We start from the raw sequence: 1,225 nt of genomic DNA, 5'->3' as shown, positions 1-1,225 counted from the left end.
AAGAAGAGACTATGATTTAACAGTTATTAAGACCTTGGAGATGGTCTCTAAAAACTACTACTATATAATACGAGGTGTATACAGATGAAGAAAGATACAATGAATAAGATGTTAATTAAGTTGAGTGAGAAAAAGCTTGTTAACACAAAAAGTGCATTTTTGTTTGGAGAAGTAAAAGTTGCAGAAGAAATCAAGAAACATTACGAAAAGAATAAGTGATTACGAAGGAGGCACATATATGAATATTAAAAGAGCAATAAAAACAGCAGCGTTATCAATGACTGCTATTATGATGTTTACTGTTCCTGCTATGGCAGCATGGGAAAACTACTGGTTTGATGTGGATGTAGCAGAGGATTCGATAAGTGAGGATTACACGAGGAATCTTACAAAAGATAATGATGATACATATGGTTATATTAAAATAAGTAATAGTAATGTATCTGAAATGGATAAGTTTGAGATGAGTATTAACGGTCCGGAATATTATAATTACAATTATACTGGTAATATTAATGTTGGAACATTTATAGGAAGAATGTATCCTGAATATAGTCAGCCTGAAAAACCAAGCAAAGGACAGTCATATCGTCTAAGAGCACAAACATATGCGTATTATGTGCATGTAGACGGAACATGGGAGCCATAGGCTATAAGTGCGAATAAGGGTTAAGTGAGATTAAAATATTGTTATTTATTAAAATAGGATATTCTGCCTTATAGAGGCAGAATATCCATGACAAAAATAAAATCTTCATATTATTAAATTTGTAAGTTATAAATGCAAAAATTGGTGTATGAAAAGTTATAAGGATAGTGATTGAATTAAATAATGTGAGGAGAAGATAAAAATAATGCAAAAAAAGAACAAATTGGGGAAAAAACATAAACTTATCGGGGTAATTTACGAGGAATACTTACATTCGGTATTAAGCTGGAAAATACCTGTCGGAATTCTTATCATTCTTATAGTAGGAATTATGGTTCATTATGAACGACAGATTAATAATGTTATGAATGGATTTGAGGCAATATTGTCAATTAGTAATTTTAATAAATTGCTTATATTTGCAGCGGCATTACCGGTATCATTAAGCTTTGCTGACGACTGGTGCTCGGGAAGAATACCGTATGTTACGATAAGAAGTAGCAGGGACAGTTATATAAAAGGTAAGATAATTACATGTATATTAGGTTCATGGATAACAACGATGCTGGGACTTAC

Annotated in this window: 3 protein-coding genes; all 3 read left to right on the top strand. The window is 31.7% G+C overall.

From position 1 onward, the window contains the following. Positions 1 to 84 precede the first annotated feature (84 nt). Positions 85 to 219, top strand: a complete 135-nt coding sequence (locus WMO38_RS15040) for a hypothetical protein (RefSeq protein ID WP_308796153.1) — start codon at positions 85 to 87, stop codon at positions 217 to 219. 19 nt (positions 220 to 238) lie between these two features. Then, positions 239 to 649, top strand: coding sequence for a hypothetical protein (locus WMO38_RS15035; RefSeq protein ID WP_349163217.1), 411 nt, complete (start codon positions 239 to 241; stop codon positions 647 to 649). A 205-nt stretch (positions 650 to 854) separates the two neighbouring features. Further along, positions 855 to 1,225: hypothetical protein (locus WMO38_RS15030; RefSeq protein WP_349163216.1), on the top strand; the 371-nt coding region annotated here is incomplete at its 3' end.

It is taken from the genome of Lachnospira hominis (ex Hitch et al. 2025) (assembly GCF_040096395.1).
GTDB classification, from domain to species: domain Bacteria; phylum Bacillota; class Clostridia; order Lachnospirales; family Lachnospiraceae; genus Lachnospira; species Lachnospira hominis.
This window is presented reverse-complemented; position numbering and strand designations above follow the sequence as displayed.

Excerpts from the sequence above, each read along its gene's own strand:
- WMO38_RS15035 (WP_349163217.1), top strand. The coding sequence starts at position 239 with ATGAATATTAAAAGAGCAATAAAAACAGCAGCGTTATCAATGACTGCT.
- WMO38_RS15040 (WP_308796153.1), top strand. The coding sequence starts at position 85 with ATGAAGAAAGATACAATGAATAAGATGTTAATTAAGTTGAGTGAGAAA.